The 20,335-nt window shown below is 45.1% G+C and carries 14 protein-coding genes; 3 read left to right on the top strand and 11 right to left on the bottom strand.

The genetic code is table 11. The annotated features are described in order from the left end of the window. The 8 genes from A3KS_RS0101550 to A3KS_RS0101515 form a co-directional block, all read right to left on the bottom strand. Positions 1 to 1,683, bottom strand: a complete 1,683-nt coding sequence (locus tag A3KS_RS0101550; protein WP_026393397.1) for a GspE/PulE family protein — start codon at positions 1,681 to 1,683, stop codon at positions 1 to 3. A 21-nt stretch (positions 1,684 to 1,704) separates the two neighbouring features. After that, entirely contained in the window at positions 1,705 to 3,936 is a 2,232-nt protein-coding gene (locus A3KS_RS0101545; protein ID WP_026393396.1) for a bifunctional diguanylate cyclase/phosphodiesterase, read from the bottom strand. A 107-nt stretch (positions 3,937 to 4,043) separates the two neighbouring features. After that, on the bottom strand, positions 4,044 to 7,244 hold the full coding sequence (carB, locus tag A3KS_RS0101540; RefSeq protein WP_026393395.1) for a carbamoyl-phosphate synthase large subunit: 3,201 nt from the start codon (positions 7,242 to 7,244) through the stop codon (positions 4,044 to 4,046). Continuing rightward, a complete protein-coding gene (gene carA / locus A3KS_RS0101535) occupies positions 7,235 to 8,353 on the bottom strand; it encodes a glutamine-hydrolyzing carbamoyl-phosphate synthase small subunit (protein WP_026393394.1) in 1,119 nt (372 codons plus the stop codon). Before carA ends, carB begins: the two co-directional genes overlap by 10 nt. 72 nt (positions 8,354 to 8,425) lie before the next feature. Next, a complete protein-coding gene (locus A3KS_RS0101530) occupies positions 8,426 to 9,694 on the bottom strand; it encodes an adenylosuccinate synthase (RefSeq protein ID WP_026393393.1) in 1,269 nt (422 codons plus the stop codon). A 358-nt stretch (positions 9,695 to 10,052) separates the two neighbouring features. Continuing rightward, the gene (locus A3KS_RS0101525; RefSeq protein WP_026393392.1) at positions 10,053 to 10,625 is read right to left on the bottom strand and encodes an ANTAR domain-containing response regulator; all 573 of its coding nucleotides are present in this window, start codon (positions 10,623 to 10,625) and stop codon (positions 10,053 to 10,055) included. A 33-nt stretch (positions 10,626 to 10,658) separates the two neighbouring features. After that, entirely contained in the window at positions 10,659 to 11,987 is a 1,329-nt protein-coding gene (gene glnA / locus A3KS_RS0101520) for a type I glutamate--ammonia ligase (protein WP_026393391.1), read from the bottom strand. A 494-nt stretch (positions 11,988 to 12,481) separates the two neighbouring features. Beyond that, positions 12,482 to 12,709, bottom strand: coding sequence for a hypothetical protein (locus A3KS_RS0101515; RefSeq protein WP_026393390.1), 228 nt, complete (start codon positions 12,707 to 12,709; stop codon positions 12,482 to 12,484). A gap of 570 nt (positions 12,710 to 13,279) precedes the next feature. Between A3KS_RS0101515 and A3KS_RS0101510 the strand changes: the two genes are divergently transcribed. The 3 genes from A3KS_RS0101510 (at position 13,280) to A3KS_RS0101500 (ending at position 17,152) form a co-directional block, all read left to right on the top strand. Continuing rightward, the gene (locus A3KS_RS0101510) at positions 13,280 to 15,319 is read left to right on the top strand and encodes a glutamine synthetase III family protein (RefSeq protein ID WP_051355595.1); all 2,040 of its coding nucleotides are present in this window, start codon (positions 13,280 to 13,282) and stop codon (positions 15,317 to 15,319) included. Between the two features lie 73 nt (positions 15,320 to 15,392). Further along, on the top strand, positions 15,393 to 15,734 hold the full coding sequence (locus tag A3KS_RS0101505; RefSeq protein ID WP_026393388.1) for a P-II family nitrogen regulator: 342 nt from the start codon (positions 15,393 to 15,395) through the stop codon (positions 15,732 to 15,734). Positions 15,735 to 15,883: 149 nt separating this feature from the next. Further along, a complete protein-coding gene (locus A3KS_RS0101500; RefSeq protein WP_026393387.1) occupies positions 15,884 to 17,152 on the top strand; it encodes an ammonium transporter in 1,269 nt (422 codons plus the stop codon). Between the two features lie 191 nt (positions 17,153 to 17,343). Here the strand turns inward: A3KS_RS0101500 and A3KS_RS0101490 are convergent, their stop codons facing one another. From A3KS_RS0101490 to A3KS_RS0101480, 3 genes are all read right to left on the bottom strand, one after another. Beyond that, positions 17,344 to 17,781 (bottom strand): flavodoxin domain-containing protein, encoded by a 438-nt coding sequence (locus A3KS_RS0101490; protein ID WP_035354890.1) that lies wholly within the window; start codon positions 17,779 to 17,781, stop codon positions 17,344 to 17,346. Positions 17,782 to 17,845: 64 nt separating this feature from the next. After that, entirely contained in the window at positions 17,846 to 18,970 is a 1,125-nt protein-coding gene (locus tag A3KS_RS22215) for a GTPase (RefSeq protein ID WP_026393385.1), read from the bottom strand. Next, positions 18,963 to 20,132 (bottom strand): YcjF family protein, encoded by a 1,170-nt coding sequence (locus A3KS_RS0101480; protein WP_026393384.1) that lies wholly within the window; start codon positions 20,130 to 20,132, stop codon positions 18,963 to 18,965. Before A3KS_RS0101480 ends, A3KS_RS22215 begins: the two co-directional genes overlap by 8 nt. Positions 20,133 to 20,335: the final 203 nt, after the last annotated feature.

The raw sequence follows: 20,335 nt of genomic DNA, 5'->3' as shown, positions 1-20,335 counted from the left end.
CTATTCCACATAATATGATAATTTAAGAAATTCTTCCATCGAGGTGATCCCCTGGATGGTCAGATTGGAAACGCTTTTTCGCAGTGGAATCAGCTTACCGGTTTCTTCCACATAGCTGTAAATGTCCTCGATCGGTTCCTTGCGGGAAATCAGGGTTCGGATGGTTTTGTCGATGGCCAGAATTTCATGGATGGCGGTTCGGCCTTTGTAACCGGTATTATTGCAGATATGACAGCCACGGCCCCGATACAGGGTCGTCAGCCGGGGTTCCCCCAGCAGCTCTTTCTCAATTTCAGATGCCGCATAGGCTTCCCGGCAATTGGGACAGATTTTTTTAACCAGTCGCTGGGCCACCACCCCGGTCAGGGAGTTGGCCACCATATAGGGTTCGACGCCCATATCCTGGAGCCGGACCACTGCTGAAACAGCATCATTGGTATGCAGGGTGGACAGCACCAGATGGCCGGTGATGGCCGAACGAACGGCAATCGAGGCAGTTTCTGAGTCCCGGGTTTCACCAACCATGATAATATCCGGATCCTGCCGCAGGATCGAACGGAGTCCCACATCAAAGGTCAGTCCGGCCAGAATATTCACCTGGGTCTGGTTGATTTTGGGCAAATTCCGTTCCACCGGGTCTTCGATGGTGGCGATATTAACATTTCGCTGACTGAGCATTTCCAGAATCATATACAGGGTGGTGGTTTTGCCACTACCGGTGGGGCCGGTAATATAAACCACGCCATGGGGACTTTGGAGCATCTGGAGGATTTTTTTATAATCCTCATCATTCATCCCGAATTGACCGGCGTGATCCAGGGGCACGTTCATACTTAAAAAACGCATCACCATTTTTTCGCCGTAAACGGTGGGAATACTGGAACTTCGGACATTCATTTCAACGCCATCAATACGGATTCGGAAATGACCATCCTGGGGTACCCGCCGTTCGGCAATATCCAGATTTGACAGGATCTTAATCCGGGCGATCAGGGACTGATGGAGATTATTGGCCAGGGTCAGATAATCGACAATCAGGCCATCGACTCGGAGCCGGATAATGGTTTCTTTTTCAAAGGGCTCAATATGAATATCACTGGCCCCGGCATTATGGCCTTTCAACAAGACTGAATTGACCAGATTGACAATCGGAGCATCCCCCTCGTTGGTGAGAATATCCTCAACAAACGATAAGCTGCTGCCGATGACGGTCTTGTTGGCGGCCGAGGCGGCCTTTCGGGCTTCGATTTCGGTGTAAGATTTCCGGATCGTTTCCAGAATCACTTCCCGGGGCGCCAACACCACATCGATACTCATATTGGTAATCAGCCGCAAATCTTCGATGGCGTAAAAATCCAGGGGATCATTCATCGCCACCACCAGATGATTGTTTTCTTCAGCAATCGGAATCAGGGTGTATTTGAAGGCAATATTCTGGGGGATTTTCCCCGCCGCTTCCAAATCGATGACGGTATCTTCCAAATCCAGCACCAGCACATTCAACCGTTTGGACAGGGCCTCCAGCAATTGGGTTTCCGTTACATAACCATAGTCAACCAGAATAGCCCCCAGCCGTTTGCTTTTATCGACCTTCTGGTAGGCCAGCGCTTCCTGGAGCTGTTCCTCTTTAATAAACCCGGCGTTGATGAGAATGTCGCCGATGCGAATATTTTTAGTTTCCATTATTTTCCTCTTCCCCAAAGATCACTTGTTTTTAAAAATCTGCTGTTCGAATTCATCAACCGTCATCGGCTTGCCAAAATAGTAACCCTGAATGATATCGCAGCCTAAGGCCCTTAACATTTCCACCTCGGCTTCGGTTTCGATGCCTTCCGCCACCACCGTCATCCCCAGTTTTTTGATCATATTAATGGTGGACTCCACGACAATATGATTCTGTTCGCGATTGAGGCGGCTGTTAAAAAAGCCCTGATCCATCTTAATGACATCCAGCGGGAGATTTCCCAATAGATTGATGGATGAATAACCTGATCCAAAATCGTCCATTGACATTTTAAAACCATATTTACGAAAGGCCTGACCAATTTCAATCATCCGATCGACATCTTCAAAAATACTCGATTCGGTGAGCTCTATTTCCAGATTGCCCCGATTAATCCGATATTTATTGGTAATGTTTAAAACACTTTCGATAAACCCGGTCTGTTTAAGGTTCTTTCGGGAGATGTTTACCGAAACCGACAGTTCCGGGTATTTTTTTTCTTCCCAGGTTTTTAAAATTATACAAGCCGTTTCCAGCATAAACATATCCAGCTTTTTAATGAACCCGGTTTGTTCAAAAATGGGAATAAATTCCCCCGGAGAGATCAAGCCTTTATGGGGATGCCGCCAACGCACCAGTGCCTCGCAGCCACAATAGGCATTGCGATGAAGATTATACTTGGGCTGGAGATACATTTCGAACTCACTATTTTCCAGGGCATCTTCCATCTGGTCCATAATTTCTTTTTCATCACCGATTTTTTTACGGAAGGCATCCGAATAGAAAAACCAGCGTTGGTTATCCGCAGTTTTGGCGGCAATTCGGGCCATATTGGCCTTTTCCCGGATTTTTTCGAGGTTTCCTTTTTTATCTTCAATGATATAAATCCCGAAGTGACAGGAAAGTCGTTCCTTGATGCCGATGGCCTCCCGCTGTTCATTCAAAACCCGGATAAATTCTTTAATCCGCCGGGTTATTTTGTCCCGATCATCACAGACGCAGAGGATCGCAAAATGATCCCCGGATACCCGGGCATAGGTTTCCTGTTTACCCATCCGGTTTTCCAGAATCCCCACAACCATCTTAAGAACCTGATCGCCCTTTTCATGCCCGTACTCTTCATTAATAAAGCGGAACCGGTCAATATCAAAGGTCAACAGGGCACATTGACTGATATTTTTTGATTCCAGAATCTCACTTGCTTCCAGTTTGAATTTCTGCCAGTTATTGCCGCTGGTTACTTCATCAATATAGGCAATCCGTTCCAGTCTTTTTTTTGAACGATCCTGATAAAACAGGATAATCACAAACAATAAGGTCATGGCCAGCAGAGCGGCGGCGATCAGCATCAAGGAATACCAGCTGATCTGACTGGTCTGCGTACTCACCACCTGGGTCGGTACCACCGTCATCATGTACCAGTCATTGATGGCCAGCGGTTTATAAATGGTATGACGCTCCATGCCTGCATAAAAGCTGGTATAACTGCCGCTATTTCCAGTCGCCATATTTTCGTTAATCGTTTTTAAATTGTCACCCTCTCTTAAATCGGCCTTACTAAGCAGTTCTAAGATATTCTCAAACGAACCCGGGCTGTTGGCATGAGCTGAGGTGACTACGGCATCCCCATTGGCTTTGACAATATAGGAATAACCCTGGTTGGAAAAACTCTCGACTTCCAGATATTTTTTTAAATCCTCCGTAGTCACTGAAGCCAGAACCAGGGCAACCACTTGATTATCATGAAAAATGGGAACCGCATAAACATTGATCGGCTTGTCATCGGTGTAATCGTTGATGGTGTCTGACACGGTTGCTTTGCCTTTAATGGCCTCCTGAAAATAAGGCCGATTGGCGACGTTGTAGGCCAGACCATCCGTAGTGATAACATCACCATTGGGTAGGGCAATCCCCATGCGTTTATAATTACCCTCCGCAACCTGCAGTTTGATCAGGGTCAGCATGGTGTTGTGATCATAATCACCATGGGCTTCAATCAGTTGGGCAGTGGTTTCCAGATTTTCCAACTCATTGATTACCTTGCTTTCAACCAAGTCCGCACCCCGACTGCCAACTTCCGAAAGATATAAAAAGGTCTGCGCTCGCAAGGCCTGATTAATGAGGGCTACATAATACCAGCTCAAGGCAAAAAAAAGAATAACAGTGATAACTGCAACAACACTGGCTTTAATCTTTTTAGACTTTGTGATCATCTGTCATCCTTTCTTTTTGTTATTTTCTAAAGTTCTTTCCATTCTACCAAATAAAAAGAACTTATTCAACGCAATTGAATAAGTTCTTTTGTTAAAAACAGCTCTATTTATCGGATATCTTTGATATCCACCAGTTCTATTTCGGCCATCGTGCGGTTGGATTTTAAACAATCCAACAGCGCCTGAGCAGTATCCAGTGAGGTCAGCAGGGCGATCGAGGTTTCCACACATTTTCGTCGCATCCGGACATCATCATGATGCGGCATCCGACCCTTGCTGGAGGTGGAAATAACATAGTTCAGCTTGCCGCTTTCGATCAGATCACCGATATTCGGTTTACTTTCCGCCAGTCGGCGAACCACCTTGGTGGGGATATTGTTCTCGTTGAGAATCAGCGCCGTTCCCACGGTGCCGTAGATAACAAAGCCCATTTCATGGAATTGGCGACCGATTTCGACAATCGCCTCTTTATCCCGATCCTTAACGGTGAGCAGGACCCCGCCGGAGCGTTCCATACTACGACCGGAAGCGACCAGGCCTTTGTACAGGGCATCGGCAAAGGTTTTGGCCACGCCTAAAACTTCTCCGGTGGATTTCATTTCTGGTCCCAACTGGGTATCGACGTCCTGCAGCTTGGAGAAACTGAACACCGGCACCTTAACCGCTACATAGTCGCCTTCCGGATAAAGACCTGGCGCATAGCCGAGATCTGCCAGCTTGTCGCCCAGCATCATCTTGGTAGCAATGTTGACCATCGGAATATCGGTGACCTTGGAAATATAAGGCACCGTCCGCGAAGATCGGGGATTGACCTCAATCACGTAGACTTCATCTTCATAGATAACATATTGAATGTTGACCATTCCGACAATATCCAGCGCCTTGACCAGCCGGCCGGTGTAGTCGATGATGGTATCCTTGGTGCGCTGATCCAGGGTTTGCGGCGGATAAACAGAAATCGAATCGCCGGAATGAACCCCAGCCCGTTCGATATGTTCCATGATTCCGGGAATCAGATAGCTTTCGCCATCGCTGATGGCATCGACTTCCACTTCTTTACCCATTAGATATTTATCGATCAGAACCGGGTTTTCCAGTTCCACGGCGGTGATAATATCCATATATTCGACCACGTCTTCCCGCTCGTAGGCGATAATCATGTTCTGTCCACCCAATACATAAGAAGGTCGCAGCAATACCGGGAAGCCTAACCGTTCGGCTACTTCCACCGCTTCGGTGGTGGTATAGACGGTTTCGCCCTGAGGCCGGCGGATATTGCAGGTTTCCAGCAGCTGATCAAACACTTCCCGATCTTCAGCGGCATCGATATTGGCCGGTGAGGTGCCCAAAACCGGAACGCCCATTTCTTCCAGATAGCGGGTCAGCTTAATGGCGGTTTGGCCACCAAACTGAACAATGGCCCCGATCGGTTTTTCGGTTTCTACCACGGAACGGACGTCTTCTTTGGTCAGCGGTTCAAAATAAAGGCGGTCCGAGGTATCAAAGTCAGTGGACACCGTTTCCGGGTTGTTGTTGATGAAAATAGCTTCATAGCCTTTTTCCCGCAGCGCCCAGGCACAGTGCACCGAACAGTAGTCAAACTCAATGCCCTGGCCGATCCGGATCGGGCCGGAACCAAGAACCAGAATCCGTTCTTTGCCGGAGGGATGTTCTTCGATAAATAAGGCCGCTTCATTTTCTTTATCCCGGGTTGAATAAAAATAGGGGGTCTGAGCCGCAAATTCGCCGGCGCAGGTATCAACCATTTTAAAAGAAGCATAGGTTTTGGGATCTTCCTGGATTTTTTCGCCGGATAATTCTTCGATGGTTTTATCCAAAAAGCCGATTTCCCGAGCGACCCGGATCCGTTCTTCGGTTAGACCCAGGGTTGCCAGGTCTTTTTCCATAACCGCCAGATGGCGCAGCTTATCTAAAAACCACTTATCGATTTTGGTAATGGCAAAGATGGTGTCCAGCGCAACACCCCGCTTGATGGCTTCATAAACCACAAAAGAACGTTCATCATCCGAATCCGCCAGCATTTTCATGATGTCTTCATCACTGGCTTCCACCAACTTTTCAACGGTTAATGTTTCCATCCCCAATTCAATCGAGCGGATCGCCTTCATCATGGCATGTTCAAAGCTGGAACCAATCGACATGATTTCGCCGGTGGCCTTCATCTGGGTGCCTAAGGTTCGTTTGGCATAGACAAATTTATCAAAGGGCCAACGCGGAAACTTCACGACAATATAATCCAGCGCCGGTTCAAAACAGGCGGTGGTGGTACCGGTGACCTCATTGATGATTTCATCCAGCGAAAAGCCAATCGCAATCTGGCTGGCAACCTTGGCGATCGGATAACCAGTCGCTTTTGAAGCCAGCGCCGAGGAACGGGAAACTCGGGGATTAACCTCAATTACCGCATAGTTGAAGTTTTCCGGATTCAGAGCAAACTGACAATTACAGCCGCCTTCAACCTTCAGGGCGGAAATGATTTTCAGGGCCGAGGTTCGCAACATCTGGAATTCTTTATCACTCAGGGTCTGACAGGGTGCCACGACAATCGAATCGCCGGTGTGAATCCCGACCGGATCAAAGTTTTCCATACTACAAACGGTGATGACATTGCCCTTGGCATCCCGCATGACTTCAAATTCGATTTCTTTCCAGCCGGCAATCCCTTTTTCAACCAGAATCTGGCTGATCGGTGATAAGCGAATACCATGAGTGGCAATTTCTTCCAGCTCCTGCTGGTTGGCGGCGATCCCGCCGCCGGTGCCGCCCAGAGTAAAGGCCGGACGGACAATCACCGGATAACCGATGGTGGCGGCAAAACGGACCGCGTCTTCGACTGTCACGACAACTTCGGAGGGAATACAGGGTTCGCCAATTTCCCGCATCATATCTTTAAAGGCCTGACGGTCTTCAGCTTTTTCAATGGTTTCCAGGTTGGCGCCCAACAATTTAACGCCATGAGCATCCAAGAACCCTTCTTTGGCCAGTTGCATCGACAGGGTCAGCCCGGTTTGGCCGCCCAGGGTCGACAGAATACTATCCGGTTTTTCCATCAGGATGATCCGTCTGATTACTTCCAGGGTCAGGGGTTCAATGTAAATTTTATCCGCCATGGCTTTATCAGTCATAATCGTCGCCGGGTTGGAGTTAATTAGGATGACTTCCAGACCATAGTTTTTTAAGGCTTTACAGGCCTGGGTGCCGGCATAATCAAATTCAGCCGCCTGTCCGATGACAATAGGGCCGGAGCCGATTACCAGGACTCGTTTAATATCGCTTCTTAAAGGCATCCTTGTTGCCCCCTTTCCATAAGATCAGTAAATTGTTCAAATAAATAGCCGGTATCGTTGGGGCCGGCGCTGGCTTCGGGATGAAACTGTACCGTAAAGGCGTGGATGTCCGGATATTCAACCCCTTCACAGGTGCCGTCGTTTAAATTGAAATGGGTCACTTTTCCCACTTCAGCGGGAATGCTTTCCGGTACCACCGCATAGCCATGGTTCTGGCTGGTAATAAAAACTCGGTCTCTGGTAACATCTTTAACTGGTTGATTCATACCCCGATGGCCGTATTTAAGCTTAAAGGTTTCGCCGCCCATGGCCAGTGCCAGTAACTGATGGCCCAGACAGATGCCAAAAATAGGCTTGCCATATTTAACAAAATCTTTGAGGTTTTCAATAATTTCAATATTTTCGGCCGGATCGCCCGGTCCGTTGGACAGCATGATCCCATCGGGATTAAGCATCCGAATTTCTTCAATCGTGGTATTGGCCGGCATCACGGTCACATTGCAGCCTAAACGCAGCAGCATCCGCAAAATATTATGTTTATACCCATAATCAATCAAAGCCACGTGGTTCGCCCGGTTGACCTGGCTGTAATACCAGCCCTTGTTTTTGCGGGTCACGGCCTGAACCGGATTGACCACTTTAAAAGCGTGGATTTTTTCCATCAGCGCTTCTTTGGTCGTTTCAATATCTTCGGTGGTAATGGCACCGTTCATGGTACCATGTTCCCGGATTACCCGGGTAATGGCCCGGGTGTCCACATCCCAGATCCCGATTTTATCCTGTTCGATCATAAACTCGTTAATATTGTGCGTATTTCTGAAATTCGACGGTTCTTCACACCATTCTTTGGTAATATAACCGTTGATCCAGCTTCGTTCCGATTCCATATCGTCGCTATTGATTCCATAGTTTCCGATTAAAGGATAGGTTTGCAGCACAATCTGTCCATAATAAGACGGATCCGTCAACACTTCCTGGTAACCGGTCATCCCTGTGGTAAAGACGATTTCGCCAATGGTGGTGCCTTCGCACCCAAAATTATAGCCTTCAAAAACACTGCCATCCGACAGCACCAGCCAGGCCCGCTTATCTCGTTTGTAATAAGACATTGTCTACCTCCGTATTAGTTATTTCCAAAAAATACCTGATTGCACGCAACCAGGTATTTCAATTTAGCACATTTATCGAATTGCTAAGTCCTCTCGATTCGGGCCAACGCCGACATAGGCAATGGTCGTTCCAACCAAGTCTTCAATTGTTTTAATGTATTTTTTTGCATTCTCTGGTAAATCTTTCAATCGGCGGATTTTTGTGGTATCACTCATCCAACCGGGAAGGGTAATGTAAACCGGTTCGACCCGTTCCAGGTCTTCGGTGTTGGGAAAACTGGTTACCAATTCTCCATCTAATTTATAATCAACACAGATTTTAATCTCCGGCAGATCATCCAATTTATCAATTTTACATAAAGCCAGTTCATCATATCCGTTGATGGCATGGGTGTATTTAAGGACCGGAATATCGATCCAGCCCAGCCGACGGGATCGGCCCGTTCTGGCGCCAAACTCATCATCTGGCTTTTCGCCGGTACCCCTCAGGATATCGATGGTGCCGCCAAATTCTTCAGTCGGAAAGGGACCAGCGCCGACAGCACTGGAAAAGGCTTTTGCCACCCCAATGACCTTATCAATTTTCTTGGCCGGAAAGCCACCACTGACTGCTGCATAAGCGGCAATCGGATTGGATGAGGTAACATAGGGGAAAATCCCTAAATCAATATCTTTCATGGCTCCCAATTGGCCCTCGAAAAGAATACTCTTATCGGCGTCAATCATGTCATGTAAGAAACCAACCGGATTGACAATCATATGACCAAAGGTTTCAGCCCAGAACTGGCATTTGGCAAACAGGGCTTCTACCGTGTAGGGTTCTATCTTATAGGAAGCCATTTGGTCATTGACCACTGGTACAATGGTTTCCAGTTTCTTTTTGGCATTGTCAAGATTCAGCAAATCTTCAAATCGTAAACTTTTTCGCATCGCTTTGTAGGCATAGGCCTGACCGATACCTCGCTTGGTCGTACCAATACCGCCGCTGGCTTCCATCAGTTCATCCAGTTTTTGATGATAGGGCATGAGGATATGAGCTTTTGCCGATATTTTAAGTCCTTCCAGGCTTACCTTTGCTTCGATAATCTGTTGCATTTCTTCAAGTAAAACATCCGGATTAACAACCACGCCGGTTCCGATTAAACATTGACAATCTTCGTCGAAAACACCACAGGGAATTAAATGAAGTTTGAAAATACCATAATCATTAATAACAGTATGACCTGCGTTGTCGCCCCCTTGAAACCGAACAATTAAATCAGACTGTTTGGCGAAATAATCCACCATTTTGCCTTTGCCTTCATCGCCCCACTGGGCGCCAACTAATACAGAAATCGACATCTATTCTCATTCCTTCCATCAACCTCAGACCTGCAGCACCTCGGTAACCTGAATTTACATCCATTTTAGCAGAGGGCCTTGATCGAACACCACTTATTAGCATCTTTAATTATTTTAAACTAGAAAATTTATGGGATCATTTTTTCCCACAGTATTATAACATAAAGCCATCGGATTTGTTCCACAATTTTTATATTTTTTCAATGATATTGTTTACATTTTTGCTTTTTACCGTTTAAGTTGGCGTACTCTTAAAAACAATGATCTGTCTTTAAAGCTTATCATGTAAAAAGCTTCATAACAAGGCTTTATCTCGTCATGAAGCTCAATTCGATGATTTTTATATTTATCTATGTGGCTATTTTTTATCATAGGTTTTAATAATCTGTTCTGCTACCTTGCGGGGTGATGTCCGCATATCCATGGCCTTCTTTTGAATATAGCGGTGGGCCTGATCTTCGGTCATGTCCAGATGCCCCATCAGGAAGAGTTTTCCCCGATAAACAACCCCGAGGTCGTCAATTTTTGCTTTCAAGGCCTGGTTCTGACTTTGCAGCTTTTGGATTTTTTCCCGGGACTGACAGACGAAACGGACATTTTGAACCAACAGCTGACGGTTCAGAGGTTTAGGGACCACGAAAGCCGCTGTATCGGTCAGTTTTTCTTCAACATGATCGACCAGTTCGCTTTTGACAATCAGGATCACACCGACCATGAATTTTTCCAGAATATCAACAGCAAAATCCACACCGAATTCATCACCTAGAGGGGTGTTCACGATCACCAGATCATATTCAATTTCCTGAAGTCGCCGCCGGCCTTCGGCTGCCGAATTAGCCGAGTCAATTAATTGAAAATTCATCGGGCGTAGAATATCGGCCAGCCCGCGGATAACGTCATCTTGCTTACATACCAATAATACGCTGCTCATCCCCTTCACCTCCTGCCGCAATATATTTTCTGTTTAATAAGTTAAGAGGTAGCGATCAATTTCCCAGGGGTGAACCGTTTTGATATAGTCCATCCATTCGGCGGTTTTCAGTTCAATGTATTTTTCGGCCAGACTTTCCCCCAGCACGGTTTTAATTAAGGGGTCAGCATCCATCTCAGTCAGGGCATCCATTAAGGTGATTGGCAACTCCTGAATGTTCTTAACTGCCATCGGATCTCTGGTTATTTCATCTTCATCCAGTTTTAATTCGTCCATTAACACCAGTTTTTTTTCAATCCCTTCAAGACCGGCCGCCAGAATAATGGCAAAGGTCAAATAGGGATTACAGGTGGGATCTGGCCCGCGCAGTTCAAAGCGATAATACTCATCAGACTCCATCGGAATCCGGATCAGCGGGGAGCGGTTGCCAAAGCCCCAACCAATATGCCGGGGGGCTTCCTTACCACCGGTTAAGCGTTTATAACTGTTAACCAGGGGATTGGCAATGGCCGTCATGCCTTTAACATGAGCCAGTACACCAGCCATAAATTGCCGGGCTTCTTCACCCAGAATACCGTCCTTGTTTTCAAAGATATCCTGTCCGTCTTTTAGCAGCGACACATGAATATGCATCCCGCTGCCCGGTTCTTCCATCAGCGGTTTTGGTAAAAATGACGCATGCACCCCATTTCGCTGCGCCACGGTTTTAACCACGGTTTTAAAGGTCATAATCTTATCTGCTGCCGACAGGGCATCATCATATTTAAAATCAATTTCGTGCTGGCCGCGACCGGCTTCATGACGGGAACTTTCGATTTCAAAACCCATATCTTCCAGAGTCAGACAAATCTCCCGGCGGGTGTTTTCACCCCGATCATAAGGCGCCAAATCAAAATAGCCGGCCTGATCAGTCGGAATCGTGGTTGGATCACCGTTTTCGTCCTGTTTAAAAAGATAAAACTCGCATTCTGCGCTGGTGTTAAATTCATACCCCAGGGCTTTGGCCCGGTTGATGGTTTCCTTTAAGATATAGCGGCTGTCTGCTTCAAAAATATCGCCATTGGGGTATTTGATATCACAGAGAATTCTGGCTACCTTCCCTTGCTGGGGCCGCCAGGGCAAGAGCTGAATGGTACTGATATCGGGATATAAGACCAGATCTGTATACCGGGATTCTGAAAATCCCACCACTAATGAGGCATCAAAAGGAATCCCGCTGGCCAACGCACGTTCCATCTGCATTGCCGTAATGGCAATATTTCGATTTTGTCCAAAGAGATCACAAAACTGAAGGCGAATAAATTTCACATCATTCGCTTCAATAAATTTCATCGCTTCTATTATATTTTTCGCTAAGCTCATTCTAAACCTCCACTTATTTTAATCAGAAACAGCATTGATTTTTTCTTTCTGTATAACGCTATTTGTACTGCTTCTTTAAATTAATCCTGTTATCCTTTTATAAAGTTGTCATTTCATTAAATCGTATTTATTTAGCCGACCCACATCAGTTTTTAGGCAATTTTCTATTTTGTACCCATTTGCCCCATGAATCCACACATTTTTACGCCATTGCCTGTTATAAACAAAAAAAGAACATGCTAAATGAGCCCCTCTGCAATCCAAAAATTTCAGGAGGATCGAACGCCATTGTTCTTTAGTAACTGCTCTTATTCTATTTTTGTATACAATGTACTTACTGCGTTAGTGCTATCATTAAAACATATTTCCGCTAAGGTTTCAATTTTTTTTTGTTTTATTTTGCCTGACAAGGTTTTCAATTTCATTTTGCCGCTTAAAACCCTTTAAACTTTCCGCCTAAAGGGTTTTAATTCAGCAAATTTACAGGTTTTTGCTTATTGGATCGGGCCTTTTTCCATTTGAGCCATAACAATCTGTCTCAGCATCTCCATCGAACCGGCAAATTCCTCCAGGGTTAATCCCGGCACGCGTTCAGCCACCAGTTGATAGCCGGACTCGAAGTCTTCCGCTGCATTTAAAGCCATCATCAAATCTGCATCTCCCAATAAGGCATCCAGTACTTTAATATGTTTTTCTTCATTCATTTCAAAATTAATACTCATTATCGTTTTCCTTTCGATATTAATACTCAAAATTAATCGTCCAACCTAATTTTCAGCAATTATATCCTAGTTTTTCTTCATATTATATAGCAGGCCTGGTTTTTTGTAAATCATTCCAACTAAACTTAAGAAATTGATAACCATTACATGTAATTTCTTGTAAATTTTACTTTACAACAGACTTTGCATCGTCTATAATAAGGATAAATTTAAATAGTGATAACTGCCACGAGAGTGACGATAGCAATGGTGCTTTGAGAGTGTAATGAACGCTTTCCAAGGCGCTTTTTTTTTAATCACTTTCAGGCTCCCCCTGTGGGTTCAGCAAAGTAGTTATCGATCTTTTCAGATTCATCATCTGAAAATTAATACCTTGTCAGAACGAAGGTATTCAATCTGAATTAGTAAAAGACCTTCGATTTGATTTTACTTAGCTTTTATTGTAACATATCTGACAATGGTGACAGTTATGTTATAATTATACAAATTATATTTTAGGAGGACACACACGTGCCAATTAATGAAAATGTATCTGATCTTTTCGGATCAAAGGTTTTTAACTCTGGAGTGATGCGCAAGCGCTTACCAAAGCATATTTACGCTTCCCTGTTAAAAACAATGAAAGAGGATCTCCCTCTGGAAGAAAACGTCGCTGAAGTCGTGGCAAATGCCATGAAAGATTGGGCTTTAGAACTGGGTGCGACCCATTACACCCATTGGTTCCAGCCAATGACCGGCATCACTGCTGAAAAACATGATGCATTTATCAACCCAACTGAAGACGGCAAAGTTATTATGGAATTCTCCGGTAAAGAACTGATCAAGGGCGAACCGGATGCTTCATCTTTCCCATCCGGTGGTTTACGGGCAACCTTTGAAGCACGTGGCTATACTGCCTGGGATCCAACATCCTATGCTTTTATTAAAGGAACAACCCTTTATATTCCCACCATTTTCTGTTCTTACTCTGGTGAAGTGCTTGATAAAAAAACACCACTGTTACGATCCATGCAGGCGCTTAATACCCATGCCGTTCGTATTTTAAAATTGTTTGGTAAAGATGATGTCAAAAAAGTAACCTCCACTATTGGTGCTGAACAGGAATATTTCCTGATCGAACGGGAAATGTATAAACAACGTAAGGATCTGATCCTGTCCGGCCGTACTTTGTTTGGTGCAAAACCACCTAAAGGCCAGGAAATGGAAACACATTATTTCGGTAAAATCCGCGGCCGTGTTGCCGCTTATATGGCTGACCTCGATCAGGAACTATGGAGTCTGGGAATTGCCTCAAAAACACGACACAATGAAGTTGCTCCAGCGCAACATGAGTTAGCACCAATTTTTGCAAACACCAATATCGCTACTGACAATAATCAATTAATTATGGAATTCATGCAACGGGTTGCTTACCGTCACGACCTGGCTTGTCTGTTACATGAAAAACCATTTGATTTTGTCAATGGTTCAGGAAAACACAATAACTTCTCGATGTCTACCAACACCGGTGAAAACTTATTGGAGCCTGGCAAAAATCCGGTCGAAAACAAACAATTCCTGCTGTTCCTTTGTGCTGTTATTGAAGCTGTTTATAAATACAGCGAAATGCTGCGAATTACCGTAGCCAGTGCCGGCAATGACCACCGTCTGGGTGCCAACGAAGCACCACCAGCGATTGTTTCCGTTTTCCTGGGTGAGCAATTAACTGCTGCTTTAAAATCCATCGAAACTGGCAAACCAGTATCTGAAGCAAAAGATCTGGTCATGGAACTTGGCGTTAACAGCTTACCAAAATTCATCATTGATGCAACCGACCGAAATAGAACCTCTCCATTTGCCTTTACCGGTAACAAATTCGAATTCAGAATGCTGGGATCAAACCAGTCGATTTCCGGCCCCAATATTACCATCAATACCATTGTCGCTGATGTCTTGAAAGACTATGCTGACATTCTGGAAAAGGCCGATAATTTTGATACTGCTTTGGATACATTGTTACAAAATTCTGTTAAAGCGTGTAAAAATGTTGTCTTTAATGGTAACAACTACTCTGATGAGTGGGTTGAAGAAGCAGCCCGACGCGGTCTGCCAAACTTAAAAACCACACCAGAAGCTTTAGCTGAATTTACTTCTGAAAAGAATGTCAAACTTTTTGAACGGCACAATATCTTTACTCCAGCCGAAATGGATTCTCGTTATGAAATTCATTTAGAAGAGTACATTAAAACCATCAACATCGAAGCCTTGACCATGCTTAACCTGGCTAAACGCGAAATCTCGCCGGCGGTTGTTACTTATACAAAAGAAGTTGTTGATACCCTGATTGCTAAAAAAGCCTGTGGCGATGCCATCGACATTTCTGCCGAAGCAACTCTGGTCGAAAGATTGTCCAAACTTTCCGGCGACCTGATCAAAGCCATTGATGCGCTTGAAACCACGCTTGCTGGTGTAAAAGACTGCGACTCAGCTCAGGCTGAAGCCAACTATTCCTGTGAAAAAGTTATTCCCGCTATGGAAACCCTGCGGGTAGTTGCCGATGCACTTGAAGAAATTGTAGCTGAAAAATACTGGCCATTCCCAACCTACGAAGATATCTTATTCTACGTATAGATTGAAAAACCGGGGCGGGGTTTTACCCCACCCCCTTTTATTACATTTCATCTTAAACTATAAGGAGGTTCATATGAAAAAGCTTGAAATAGTCATTAAACCTGAAAGACTCGAAGACCTGAAAGAAATCCTCAACACCTGTGACGTTCAGGGGATGATGATTACCAATATTATGGGATACGGAAACCAGAAAGGTTATCAGAAATCCTATCGTGGAACAGCCTACACCGTTAATTTTCTTCCTAAAATCAAGGTCGAAACAGTCACCGATGCCGAAACGGCGGGAATCATCATTAAGATCATCAAAGACCGTCTGGCCGCTGATGACGAAATTGGTGGTGGTAAAATTTTCGTGTATGATGTCGAAGATGTCGTTCGTATCCGTACCGGAGATCATGGCGTTGATGCAATATAATATGAATAGCGAAAGTAATCTACACTATCAAAGGAGATAGGTTTTAATGAGAAATTAAAGCTGTCTTCTTTTTTTATACCGTTATTGGTTACTTTAATTCTATTTATATGATTTAATTTAATGAGAGAGGTTATTATTATGGAATTATTATGGAATTATTAGAATTAACACAATATATCGATATTGTTTGGGTCTTCCTGGCTTCAGTACTGGTCTTCTTTATGCAGGCTGGCTTTGCGATGGTTGAAACCGGCTTTACCCGGGCTAAAAATGCCGGGAACATCATCATGAAAAACTTTGTGGATTTTATGATTGGCTCAATCCTATTCTTCTGTTTTGGTTTTGCTTTTATGTTCGGTCCCGATGTGGGCGGACTCATCGGCATGGGCGGATTTTTCAATCCCGAAAACCTGACCAATGTTTCGGCTTTTGAAGCGGTCACACCGGAACTGTTTATCTTTTTCCAGACAGTCTTTTGTGCTACTGCTGCTACCATTGTCTCTGGGGCTGTGGCCGGACGAACTAAATTCTCCGTTTATTGTCTGATCTCTGCCTTTGTCAGCCTGATTATTTATCCGGTTGTTGGACACTGGGCCTGGGGCGGTGGATTCCTTGGCGCGATGGGGTTCATTGACTTTGCCGGTTCTACCGTTGTTCACTCGGTTGGTGGTTGGACTGCCTTAATGGGCGCCATCATGGTTGGTCCGCGGATTGGTAAATATAACAAAGATGGCAAAGCTAACGCCATTCCCGGCCACAGTTTGACCTTAGGTGCGCTTGGGGTCTTCATTCTCTGGTTTGCATGGTTCGGATTTAACTGTGGTAGTACCCTGGCTGTCAACTTAGATATTGGCCATATTGCTATGACCACCAACCTGGCTGCCGCCGCTGGCGGATTAACGGTTATGTTCCTGACCTGGGCCCGTTACAAAAAACCAGATATTTCAATGACCCTTAACGGTGTGCTGGGCGGATTGGTTGCGATCACTGCCGGATGTCTGGTTGTTACCCTCTGGGGTGCCATTATCATCGGAGTTATCGCCGGTGTAATCATTACTTTCGGAATTCCTTTCATCGATCAAACGCTGAAAATTGATGATCCAGTTGGCGCCATTGGTGTTCACTGTATGAATGGTGTTGCGGGAACCTTACTGGTTGGTTTATTTGCCAACTACCTGCCAGGGACTGAAGATGCAATTCTTGGTTTATTATATGGCGGCGGCTTTGCTCAACTTGGCGTCCAATTTGTTGGTGTCCTGGCGGTTGCAGCATGGACCTTAGGAAGCTCTTTCGTTCTCTTCTTTGTCCTTAAGAAAACCATGGGTCTGCGAGTTGAAAAAGTTGTTGAAATTGAAGGTCTTGACGTTCACGAACATGGAATTGAAGCTTACTCTGATTTTGTCAGCCGCATGAACTAAAAACCTGATTTACTATTTTACAATTAAGAAACATATGGCATCGCCAGGGCGGATTAGAAGCACCCCCCTTGTTTATAATTCGCCCTGGTTTGATAAAATGCAAGAATCACCTGATGTTGTGACAAAAAAAGCCCTGGAAGTTTTTGCTTCCAGGGCTTTGATCATTTATTTTGATTTAATGCTATAAATTTTTAAAACTCGGCAAAGGCCTTGCCAAACTCGACACAGCGGTGGCGCCCCTCTTTATCAGGTTCTCCTAAGATAGTCAGACCTTTATCAAAGAGAATGGCTCCCAGACCTTTTACCTGGTTCTCCCAACCCTGCATCCACTCGCCATCGCCCCAGCCATGGGATCCAAAAAGAGCGACCTTTTTACCTTTTAAATGCGTGGAAATCGCCTTAAAAAACGGTTCAAATTCACTTTTTTCCAGGGCTTCCCCGGCCATCGCCGGACAACCGAGGGCAATTTTGTAATAGCTGTCAATACTGTCAATATCAAAGTCAACCACGTTGACTAAAATCGCTTTAGCGCCGGCTTCATCAATACCGTTTGATATTTTTTCGGCCATAATCTCAGTACTTTCTTTATAACTCCAATAGATCACGCCAATTTTATCTACCAATTCCATTTCTGTCTCTCCTTCTTATGTTTGAATTTACAGTTGTCTATTTATATACCCCAAAACCAGCTGCTTATTCTTCAATCTCAAATCCTGAATTTATTTTTTTTAAATCCTGGGACAAGATCGCGACGCAGACTTGCAGATGGTCTTCGAGCAAGGCCTTATTGTGTCGCAGGCCTTCCCGATAATAGGCCCGGGTTTTTTCCTGAATAGCAAATTTACCCAGCAGTCCCACCACCGGTATCGCTAGTAAAACCGCCCCGGCAATTGAGGTTCCAATTTTATCGCTTTTTTTAATCTGAAAATGGGTAATCTGAGGAATTCGTTGTTGATCCGTCACTTCCACCAGGGTATTGCCCAAAAATTGGCTGCTGAAGGCTCCATAGAATTCATAGGCTTCGTTAAAAAGCGCATCCGATTCCCGGCCAATCGCATCAAAAATGTCCTGGGCGTAGCTATCAAAAAATTCATTGCGGCTAACTTCCTTTTTACCGGAGGTCGGGTTTAAAAAACTGACATGCTTCTGGACCACTTCCTGACAATCTTTAAACCAACTATTTATTTTCTCCTGGCCGATGGCTGCCAATATCTGCGGCATTTTTCCGGAAATGGAGTCGAGCAGATTGACCTTGATCCGATGGATGATTTTTTCTTTGCCAAAGACCTGAGTGGTCTTGCCGCTAAGCAGTGTTTTGGCGTGACTGGATACCTCAACAATATCCTGATTCCGTACTCCCGTTTTTGTTGTGATCTCTGTTCGCATCGCTGCAATAGCGGTTTCCACATTCATCACATCACAATGAGTTAATACCACCAGCACCGGGTTGCCAGCCATACCCAGGGCTGTGATCATTTCCAGATCAAAGTCTTCCACCCGGGCTGATTTGGCCGACAGGCAATAAATAATGGTGTGGAACCAGTCCTTGATTTCCCGGACATCATGCTGATCCAGCACCTCCTGGATCAGAGCTTTCCAACTTTCTGATTTATCCACTTCCAGGCCCCAGGAGTCATAAAGATGAAGAACCAGCTCAGGGCTCAACGGAATCGTTTCGGCAAAGATCCCCATCCCGGTCACTGGCCGGCCGGCTCCGGTTTTCATTAGATCAGTACCAAAAATGTAATTAAACAGGGATGTTTTTCCGACCCCGGTTTTCCCTAATATTAGCACATTGGTTTCACAACGTTTAGCCATGCCGGGAAACCTTGAACCATTCGGCCATTAAGCCGGCTATGTTCTCACCATTAAAATAGTCGGTCCAGACAATTTCTTTACCTTCTTCAAACACCGCAGTGGCGCAGCGAAAACAGATCTCCGAAATGGCATAACCCATGGCGGCGGTAAAGCTGGAGGCCACCACGGTGTTAACGGTGGTGCCGATCGCCGTTCCGACCCCGGGAATCAATTTAAAGAGATTGGCACTGAGGGTCTGGGCCAATAACCGGCCGGATTCAGAAACCACCACCGAACCCACCAGTGACGACAGATTCCCCAGTTTCTGGTCCAGTCCATAGGTTTTCATAATATGCAGCGACATCTTAATCTGAATCGGCACCAGCAGCGCCGCATCCGAAAAAGGGATTGGCGTTAAAGCCACGCCGGCGGCACCGCTAGTATACAGAGGGATAATCTTATGATTGATCAGTCTTTTTTTAGCTCCAAGATTTCCTTTGAGGGCGCTGATAAACCCTTCCCGCAAAGACTCATCCAGATGATCAATGGCCCACCTGATCAGATCCTCCCATTGCAGATAGTCCTGCAATGCTGCTGTCACTGCCGGATCAGTGGCCACACTGGTGCGAAAAAATTCCACCTGGCAATCATTTCTGATCGCCGCTTCCATGGCCACGAGTTCTTCGGCATCGAGGTTATCGATTTGGGTCAGCACCACTGTCACCGGCAGCTTTTTTGCTTTAAGCATCTGAATCACATCGATGTCCATATCGGTTACCCGTTTATTTCCGGCCGAGATGCAATACCAGACCTCATGGATCTGGTTGATCAAATCATGGCTGGTCTCGTCTTTTTTAGACGGGTTATTGTCTGCATTGCTGCGTTCATTTACCCAGCCTTCGACATTGGCTTTGTACTTTGATATTTTTTCGGTGCCGATTTCATAACCTTCGGTGTCATAAAGGACCACCCCGGCATCGGCTCGCTGATATTTGGTAATTCCCCGGGTTACCGGAATGCCATGACCGATTTGAGCCACCGCGGCGCCAAAAACATAATTCACCACCGAACTTTTTCCGGCACCAGTGGCACCACAGACTAAAATATTTGGTTTCTTGATCTCTGCACTGATTTCGCCAAGGGTTTTATTAAAATCAAAATCATCGGGCCGATAGTCTTTCATTTTGTTTCCTCTTTCTTTGTTACTGCCTGGTTGTTAACATTTGGTTGCCACTTTTTATACCCATTTTAGCAGAGAATTGTTAATTTCATTTTAATTAAAATCTTCACCTAATTATCACAAAATAATCAAGATCCGACCACAGATCCGCGTTAAACTAAGAACAGTAATCCATCACAACTATCTTTTGCATGGGTTTACACCAA

Origin of the sequence: Acetobacterium malicum subsp. dehalogenans DSM 11527, assembly GCF_000472665.1 — a bacterium.
Lineage (GTDB): Bacteria > Bacillota > Clostridia > Eubacteriales > Eubacteriaceae > Acetobacterium > Acetobacterium malicum.
This window is presented reverse-complemented; position numbering and strand designations above follow the sequence as displayed.